General features: G+C 44.8%; 7 protein-coding genes. All 7 read left to right on the top strand.

The window, feature by feature from the left end; all coding sequences use genetic code 11:
- Positions 1 to 1,420: sensor histidine kinase (locus AC1DVJ_RS28825; protein WP_477595966.1), on the top strand; the 1,420-nt coding region annotated here is incomplete at its 5' end.
- A complete protein-coding gene (locus tag AC1DVJ_RS28830; RefSeq protein WP_477595968.1) occupies positions 1,395 to 3,002 on the top strand; it encodes a response regulator transcription factor in 1,608 nt (535 codons plus the stop codon). The genes AC1DVJ_RS28825 and AC1DVJ_RS28830, both read left to right, overlap by 26 nt.
- A gap of 126 nt (positions 3,003 to 3,128) precedes the next feature.
- Complete coding sequence (locus AC1DVJ_RS28835) at positions 3,129 to 4,460, top strand: ABC transporter substrate-binding protein (RefSeq protein ID WP_477595970.1); 1,332 nt, start codon at positions 3,129 to 3,131, stop codon at positions 4,458 to 4,460.
- A gap of 64 nt (positions 4,461 to 4,524) precedes the next feature.
- Positions 4,525 to 5,403: a carbohydrate ABC transporter permease gene (locus AC1DVJ_RS28840; protein WP_477595972.1), complete on the top strand. Its 879-nt coding sequence runs from the start codon at positions 4,525 to 4,527 to the stop codon at positions 5,401 to 5,403.
- A complete protein-coding gene (locus tag AC1DVJ_RS28845; protein ID WP_477595974.1) occupies positions 5,403 to 6,221 on the top strand; it encodes a carbohydrate ABC transporter permease in 819 nt (272 codons plus the stop codon). The genes AC1DVJ_RS28840 and AC1DVJ_RS28845 overlap by 1 nt, the downstream gene beginning before the upstream one ends.
- Before the next feature lie 20 nt (positions 6,222 to 6,241).
- Positions 6,242 to 8,344, top strand: a complete 2,103-nt coding sequence (locus tag AC1DVJ_RS28850) for an alpha-galactosidase (RefSeq protein ID WP_477595976.1) — start codon at positions 6,242 to 6,244, stop codon at positions 8,342 to 8,344.
- Positions 8,345 to 8,998: 654 nt separating this feature from the next.
- A complete protein-coding gene (locus AC1DVJ_RS28855) occupies positions 8,999 to 9,565 on the top strand; it encodes an RNA polymerase sigma factor (protein ID WP_477595978.1) in 567 nt (188 codons plus the stop codon).
- Positions 9,566 to 9,593 lie beyond the last annotated feature (28 nt).

The raw sequence follows: 9,593 nt of genomic DNA on the forward strand, positions 1-9,593 counted from the left end.
GTCCAGAGCAGCTAGCTATGAGTCGGTCAAAGTGGATCAGAGCATTCCTCATTTCAAGGAGATGCTTGATTTGCCATTCCAACAGACACTTATGTTTACGTATAAAGACTTCGCATTACAGCAGGACTTTTTCGTCTATTCCATACCGATTTATGACCCGTTCTATCGAACGAAGTTCGGATCGCTAGTTTTCTATATCCAGAATAAGGAATTGGTGAAAATGATTGAAGCGAACAATCATACGCCGAATGTTATTGTACTGCAAAATTCGAGCGGCGAGCCATTTTATCAGACAAATGAGAACTATGCGGATATCGTGCCCAAATACGAAAARCCCGAAATCAACTGGCAAAACGATCCGAAGTCTATCCAATTGCACAAAAAGAATGATCTATTTGTTGGTACGTCTCGACTCAATTATGGCAATATTGCACTTTCCATCGTGTATCCGAATCCGGAGCTGGCACAGAACCGAAGAAACATTTTGATTACGACGGTTGGAGCATTCATTTTCGTGATGCTAAGCATCGCACTTCTGTCAATTCTCGCACAGCATTACATTACCCGCCCCATTAAGCTTCTCGGAAAAGCGATGAAGGCTGTTCGCAAAGGCAATTTTCATGTTAGTTTGCAACAAAATGCCAATTATCGAGACGATATCTCGGAGCTGACGCGAAATTTCAATTTCATGACCGATAAGATTCGGGAGCTAATTGAATCCAAATATGAAATGCAGCTTCGCAATAAAGAAGCGCAAATTCTTGCGCTGCAAATGCAGATCAATCCGCATTTTCTATACAACACGCTGCAGACGATCGGTGGGAAAGCGGTGCTAATCGGGGATTATGAGATTCACGAGATGTGCCGCGCTTTAGGTGACATGTTCCGTTACAGCTTCTATGAGGGAAATGTCGCGTCCACGATTGGTCAAGAGCTCGCACATGTGAACAATTATTTGTACATCCAACAGCTCCGTTTCGAGGAAACGCTGCAGATCGAATTCGATGTCTCTTCTGATCTGATGGACTGTGCCATTATTCGCTTCGTCATGCAGCCGATTATTGAGAATGTGATCGTTCACGCATTCAGTAAGCGAGATGATGAGCAGCAGCTTCGTATTGCCGTTAGCATCCTGCAGGAACATGACTCTGTTGTGCTGACGGTTCAGGATAACGGACCTGGCATCGAAACGGAGAAGCTGATTGCGCTGCAGTCGTCGTTCGAGCACAAGTCGACCGACGTGTTTTATGGCGTATCTATTGGGCTCAAGAACGTGCATGAACGAATAAGACTGGTTTATGGATCCCCATTTGGCTTGGACATCGCGAGTGAGATGGGCAATGGAACGACGATTCGCATACGAATTCCTTACAATCATAATGGGGGTGACAGTTTTGTACAAAGTAATGGTCGTGGATGACGAATCGCTGGGGAGAAAGTCCGTTTGTAAAATGATTAGTGAGCTTGCTCTGGATCTAGAAGTCATTGCTGAAGCGCGACATGGCGAAGAAGCACTGGAGCTCATGCGAATCAGCAAGCCTCACATCATTGTGACAGATATGAATATGCCCGTGATGAACGGACAACAATTTCTCGAAGCCTTGTACACCAACTATGCCGAAATTAAAGTTATCGTGATCAGCGGCTACTCCCAATTTGAATATATGAAAGCTGCGGTGACTTATCAGGCTTGCGAATATGTTTTAAAGCCGATATCCATGCTGGATTTGAAAAGTGCGCTAGTGAAAGCCATGGAAGCAAGCCACAACCATTTGACGCTGCAGCAGCAAAAAAAATTTACAAAAGACATGTGGCAGCTCCGCAGAGAAGTGTTTCTTCAGCATGTAACGAGCCGTAGGATCACGAATGTGGCCGATATTCAGGCGCAAGCGGAAGAACTAACGATTTTCAGCGCCAAAGGAAGTTACCGGCTGACGGTATGTATGTTTCGCCAATTTCATGACATTTCGACAAAGAAATTTCATGGGAATGCGGATTTGTTGATGTATAGCATTGAAAATATTTTGACTGAAGTGCTCTCCTCAGCTGTACATGACGTTGTTCCGCTCATCTACAAATCAGACGACAGGATGAGTCTATGTCTTTATTTCCCTGAGTCCGCTTACGACGAGCCACAGATCCGTCAACTGCTCGTTGCCTTTCACAACGCGATTCACCAGATGCTGCAGCTAAACGTAGTGGCAGGGTTAAGCAATGTGTTCAATCGGCTGGAACGACTGCCAGACGCTTTCGATACCGCCTATGAGCAGATGAGAAACAACGAGCTGCATACAACGAGCTTCTCGTTGAGTTCTCTGAATCCGTCCACTGGAACAGCTACAGCTTCGCCAGAGTTGATAACTGTGTTTGAGTTGAAAACGATGCAGCAAGCGTTTGCCGCCGGCCATGGAACTGAGAGTCGCGAGTTGCTGCGAAATTTCCTACACAAAGCGGAAAAAATGAGTGGACTCTCTATCCGTGAGGGTCAGCGTGCGCTCAAAAAGCTTACGGAGACAGCTTCCGCTGAGATGAAAGAATTAGCGCTTTCCTATCCGCAGCTCTTCGATGTTCGTTCGATTACGGCTGTAGTGGATCACAGCCAGTTAAGACACTTCCTAGCGGAATTCACCGAAGCGATTGAGGAATATCATGCCAGCAAGGGGATGACGCCATCCGTACATTCCATTCACGAGATTGCTGCATTTTTGGATGCGCACTATTTTGAAGACATCAGTCTGATCGATATTGCCACACGTTTTCACCTCGACCCGAGCTACTTGAGCAAGCAGTTTAAGTCAGTGACCTCTGAGAATTTCATCGAGTATGTGACGCGTAAACGGATGGAAAAAGCATGCGAGCTGCTTAACTTATCTGAATCTAAAATAAATGAGATTTCCGAGCTTGTGGGCTATGAGAATCAACGCTATTTTAGCCAAGTGTTTAAAAAATTCACGGGAAAAACGCCTTCGGAGTATCGAGATCGGCATGCGGCAAAATCCTAAACACCAAAATATTGAACATCGAAACGACAATTTATTTTATTACGATTCCTTCTTTCAAAGCGTAAGATAGGATTCAGAACGAGGGATTAGTGTTCTAAGCCGAAAACGAGGAAGAGGGGTAAAGATATGAAAAAGTTTGCAAGTGTAGGTCTTTCCGCAACGATGGTGGCCCTATTATTATCAGCCTGTGGCAGCAACAGTGATACGGCAAGTACAACAACAACGCCCGCTGCGAGCAGCGACAGCAAGCCGGCGGCTACGGCAACGGCAAAGGTAGAGAAGCCGGTTACGATTTCCTTCATGCATTTTAAAAGTGATGTCACGGACGGTGTAGCCAAAATCATTGAGCAGTTCGAAAAGCAAAACCCCAACATCAAGGTCGAGGTACAGCCTGTTAAATATGATGATTACTACACTTTGTTGAAAACAAAAATGGCTAGCGGTGACATCGTGGACGTGTTTACGTTAAATGCAGGCAGCCAAACGAAATTGCTGCATGATGGCGGATATCTTGAAGATTTGACAGGGAAGGATTTCATGTCCAACTTCGATCCGGGCGTATTGAAAGCGCAAGCAACCGACGGGAAAAACTATATCATGCCCGTTAATGCCACGCCGATTGCTGTTTTCTATAACAAAAAAATATTCAGTGATCTAGGGCTCCAGGTTCCTAGAACTTACGATGCGATGATCACAGCAGCCAAAAAGATTAAAGATGCGGGCAAAACTCCTTTCGCCCTAGGGTGGAAAGATAACTGGACACTAGGCATGTGGTTGAGCAGAGACCTGCCAAGTAACACAGCCCTTGTAGAGAAACAAGCAGACTTTTTCTCCAAAGTGGAAAAGGGTACGGCGAAGTTTGCTGACAACCCTGCCTCCAAAACAGTTATCGCACATGCGCAAGATTTGTTTGACCTCGGTAACAAGGACCAACTTGGTGTCGATTACAATGGTGTTGTTGATCTCTTCTCCAAAGGCGATGTGGGTATGATGTACATGGGCACTTGGCCTTTAGCGGATATTCAAAAGAAAAATCCAGATTTGTATAACACAGGCATGGGCTACTTCCCGTATCCATTCAGCAATGACGAAAGCTTGAACAAGCTAGAATTTAATCCAGATGCATCTCTTGCCGTGAACAGTAAGTCAGCGAATAAAGAGGCCGCATTGAAATTCCTTGCTTTCATGGCCAGCAAAGAGGRTGGAGATGCATGGGTGAAAAATATTAACTCGCTCAGCTTTGTCAAAGGCGCGTCAACGGACATTGCTCCAGCGGTTAATGATCTTAAGCCTTATTTCGATAAAGGACTTACGTACGATTCGCAATCCTTCATCACGACGACGATTGATTGGAACTCTCAATTTACGCAATATGTTCAAAAGGTGTTTTTCAAGAAAGCAACACCTGATCAAATCATTAAGGACCTGGATGACTGGGTTGGCAAAAACCACAAATAACGACAGCGTTTATAACGGCATAGGCAACTGCCTATGCCGTTATTCATCAGAAAGGGAATAACCTATGGGAAATATGAAACGAATGATCCGTGGTGAGTTCTGGTATGTGCTGTTCCTTATTCCGGGTATTCTGTTATTTACGTTGGCAGTTCTTATCCCATTTGCGATGGGAGCGCGATATTCTTTCACGAGTTGGGACGGAGTTTCACGCAAGCTGACGTATATTTGGTGGGAAAATTACGTGCATGCTTTTCAAGATTCGGACGTATGGGCCGCACTTGGAAATACGTTTAAATATGCCTTTATATTAATGATACTCGTTAATGTTCTATCTCTTTTGCTGGCCTTGCTTCTGGACTCTTACTTGAAATTTAAAAATTTGTTTCGGACGATTTTCTTTCTACCGAGCATTCTCTCTATCGTCTTATCTGGATTTATTTGGAAATATAATTTCAGCACAGGGTTTCCTAAGCTGCTGAATATGTTTGGGCTAGATGTGACAAGTCCGCTTGGCAATCCCGATCATGCGTTGTTCGGATTGATTCTAGTAGCCCTATGGCAAGGCGTAGGCGCGCCAATGATTATTTATATCGCTGGTTTACAAGGCATTCCGAGTGAACTTGTGGAGAGTGCCAAAATGGATGGAGCCGGTGCCGGGCGAGCGTTCTGGCATGTGACATTACCACTGCTTGCGCCTTCGATTACGATTAATCTTCTGCTCGTATTGACAGGCTCGCTCAAAGTGTTTGATCTGGTTTGGGTAACTACCCAAGGAGGACCTGGCTTTGCGACGGAGGTTATTACGACCTTCATCTACAAAACAGCCTTCAACTCCTTTAAGGCGGGCTATGGTATGGCCTTATCGATGATTTTCTTTGTCATTCTGGTCATCGTGACCATTGTTCAATTATCCATTTTCAGAAGACGGGAAGTGGAAATGTAATGAAAATAATACGTATCAGCACGTTCGTTGCAGTAGCAGCTCTAGCTGTCCTTTTCGTATTTCCGATGTATGTCGCATTGCTCATGTCGCTCAAAACAGCCAAGCAAACCTTCGATTCCTTCTATTCATTGCCGATGAGTTTGAACTTTGACAATTATACGCATGCATGGAACACATCCAAATATCCCGCTGCGCTGATTAACAGCTTAATTGTAACGGTCATCTCCGTCGCGTTGATTATCTTCGCTTCTGCACTGTCTGGTTATGCGATTGCACGCAGGAATAAACCGTTTTATAACTTCATATTCATCCTGTTTCTCTCGGGCATGATGGTCCCTTTTCAAGTCATTATGCTGCCGTTATACCAAATTGGTAAATCATTTCATCTCGTGAATTCGCATTGGGGACTGGCGTTGATCTACGGTGGTTTCGGTGTACAGATGGGCGTGCTCTTTTACACTGGTTTTGTGAAAGGCATTTCGCGTGAAATCGAAGAGGCGGCAAGGATTGACGGCTGTTCTACACCGGGGATTTTCATTCGTGTTGTGATGCCTTTGCTAAAGCCGGTAACGGCGACAGTGCTCGTACTTAATGCGCTGTACATTTGGAATGACTTCCTACTTCCGCTGCTTTATTTGCAGGACAAAAATTATCGTACAATCCCGCTGCAACAGTACTTTTTCTTCGGTCAATACAGCAGCGACTTGAATCTTGCTTTCGCCTATGCGGTTATGGGCATGATTCCGATCATCATCTTTTTCTTGTTCATGCAGAGATTCATCATTAAAGGGATTGCCGCTGGAGCGATCAAGGGTTAGATCCGAGGGGGACGACTTAGGTGTCTGTAACGTATTTGGATAAAGAAAACATCTTTGAAATCCGTACCGATGCATCATCGTATGTGTTTGGGATCAACGACAAAGGTACCATTCAGCATCTGTATTGGGGAGCTCACATCGAGGCTGCGGAATGCGGCTATTTACTGGGTAGCAGGTTACATAGCTCCTTCGATGCCGAAATCGATCGGGAGACGGAAGAGTACGGTGGCTGGGGCGGTTGTAACTATGCCGAACCAGCGTTAAAGATTTCATTTGCTGATGGTGTACGGGACTTGAAGCTGAGGTATGAGGGCTACCGAATCGAAGGTGAAAATGAGCTCATACTGCGAATGGCGGATGCGTATTACCCGGTAAGTGTTGAAGTTCATTACAAAGCGATTCCTTCATACGATCTGATTGAACGTTATGTGCAGATACACAATGGGCTAACAGAGTCGGTTCGCATTGAGCAGGTCATGGCGGCTGTCTGGACGGTACAGGGCCTGTCTGATTACCGAATGACGCATGTGACAGGCCGGTGGGCTGGTGAGTACCAACTAAGATCGACAGTTTTATCCGAGGGAAAAAAGGTGCTTGAATCGCGCAGAGGCTTCACCGGTCCACACGCTAATCCTTGGTTTGCAATGGACAACGGGAAGGCGGACGAAGTATCCGGTAATGTGTGGTTCGGCGCGCTTGGCTGGAGCGGAAACTGGAAAATCGTTGCGGAGAAGACGACGTTCGGCCATGTGCGAATCGTCGGCGGTGTGAACGATTTTGACAGCTCCTTCGTGCTGGCGCCCGGGGATGTATATGCTTCGCCTGTATTCGTCGGCGGATTCACGTCGGGCGGTTTCGGTCAAATGAGCCGCAACCTGCATCAATACGAAAAGGATTACGTGCTGCCAACAAGCAAGCTACGCAAAGTGCTGTACAATTCCTGGGAGGCGACCGAATTCGCCGTAACTGTGGAAGGGCAGAAGGAGCTGGCACGGCAGGCAGCTCGTCTGGGCGTAGAGCGATTCGTCGTGGACGACGGCTGGTTTGGTCAGCGCCATAGTGACAGAGCAGGGTTAGGCGATTGGTATGTCAATGCGGAGAAGTTCCCCAATGGACTAGAAGAGCTGATCGAGCACGTAAAGGGACTGGGGATGGAGTTTGGACTATGGGTAGAGCCAGAGTCGGTMAATCCGGACAGTGACTTGTATCGATCGCATCCGGAATGGGTGTATCACTTCCCAACGCGCGAAGGAACGCAATTACGCAATCAATTGCTGTTGAATTTAGGACTGCCCGAAGTGAAGCATTTCGTTCTCGATTTCATGACGACCTTACTGACGAAGTATGATTTTATCAAATGGGATATGAACCGGACCGTGACAGAGCCAGGTACTTCGGTTTCTGGGGATGCAGGGGCCTCCATGTGGATCAAGCATGTGGATCACCTTTACGCCATATGGGCTGAGCTTCGCGAACGATTCCCCCATGTAGAATTCGAGACGTGCGCAGGCGGCGGCGCGAGAATTGATCTTGGCATTTTGCGATATGCAGATCAAGCTTGGATTAGTGATAACACCGATGCGCGTGACCGGTTAGCGATTCAAGAGGGATTCTCATACGCTTACAGTCCGGCTGTCATGATGTGTTGGGTGACAGAGTCACCGCATGGCTTTAACGGCAGGAGCCTCCCTTTATCGTACCGATTCCACAGCGCGATGATGGGCGGTCTGGGCATCGGTGCGAATATCAGCAAATGGTCAGTAGAGGAAATAGAAGAAGCGAAGCGCTTTGTGGAGCTGTACAAAGAGATCAGGCCGATGATAATGAACGGCAGCCTATATCGGCTATCCTCGTTGAGGGATGCGAATTTGGCGGCTTATCAGTATCTAAGTGATGATGAACGTGAGGCTGTTGTTTTTGCATTTTTGCAATCCCAGCATTTTGGCTCCGAAGTTCGGAGCTTGCGGCTGCAGGGGCTTGAGCCCCAGGCGTCCTATGAGGTACAGATTGAAGATGGAGATGCCCTCGTTCGTCATGGCTCGACCCTTATGAACCTCGGCGTTCCGTTGACGCTGCGAGGGGATTATCAAAGTATGATGATACGAGTGAAGAGGAAGAAATAGAGTTCTGTTGGACGAAACGCAAGGTGTCTTGCGTTTTTTTGTTTTCAAAAATTGAGACATTGAATCCACAAAATATTGGATTCAATTCACACTATTCGTAAGAATAAAGAACTGCATGCATATTTTTCAGAGCACATTACAGCAAAGGTTTATAAGCCGCGTAAGAGCTCTAGAGTTCCCATTGAAAGTGATCTGGATTCGTTTAAGCAAATAAAGCAGGATAGGGACTTAGCTCGCGTCAGGCAGCGGTACATGCAACTGACTAAGATCGAATTAGTTGACTTACTGATCCGAATGGAACAATATATTGCAAATCAAAATCAGAACTGGTTGAAAAATCAATTCGAAAGCTTCAAGAGTGAGTGACACTTGTACTCGGGGTCCGCGTATTCATTTTGGCTAATACGCGGATTATTGTATATATTCATCTTTTTGATGAGTAACATATTTCCATTTCTAATTACAAAAAAAGGGAAACAGAATCTCCTAGCGAATTAATTTTGTAATGTATCGATAAAAAGAACGGTTCTTCCAATATACAAAATAGGCAGCCGATTAGTCATTCGGCTGCTTTTCTATCTGGAAAATTTTTGTAACTTTCTAGTGCGCTTATTCGAATGTATAACTGAAAATCAAATGGAGGTGACGAGCTGAATGAAGACAGAGACTGTTAGTTATAGTTTTTTGAAGGATGGGAAGATAGATCTAGATCTTACCATAGATACGATTTATGAAGAACATTATAAATCGGTTTATGGATTTTTAATTTGCTTTACAGGTAATAAAAGTGACGCAGAAGATTTAACACACGAGGTGTTTATACAAGTTATTAAATCAATTACTACATTTAAGCAAAATTTTCAATTAAGATCATGGATTTTATCAATTGCTAAGCACGTAGCTATTGATCATTATAGGCGAAAAAGGTTTTACTCATTATTTAATGATAATTTTTTCACCAAAATGATTTCTAACACAGGATTGCCACAAGAAAATTTAGAAGCAAAAGAAACTTATAAAACTATTCAAGATTCTTTAACCAAATTAAAACCTAATTATAGATCAGTATTTATTTTACGAGCTATTAACGAGTTGTCGATAAAAGAAACTGCCAAAATCTTAAATTGCTCTGAATCAAAGGTTAAAGTTGATTACCACAGGTCATTAGCATTACTTCAGAAAAAATTGACGAAGAGCATGAAAGGGGAGTTTGACTTATGACTAAAAAAATTGATGAAGAGTACATAGT

This window comes from Paenibacillus sp. P4_A9, assembly GCF_056402415.1.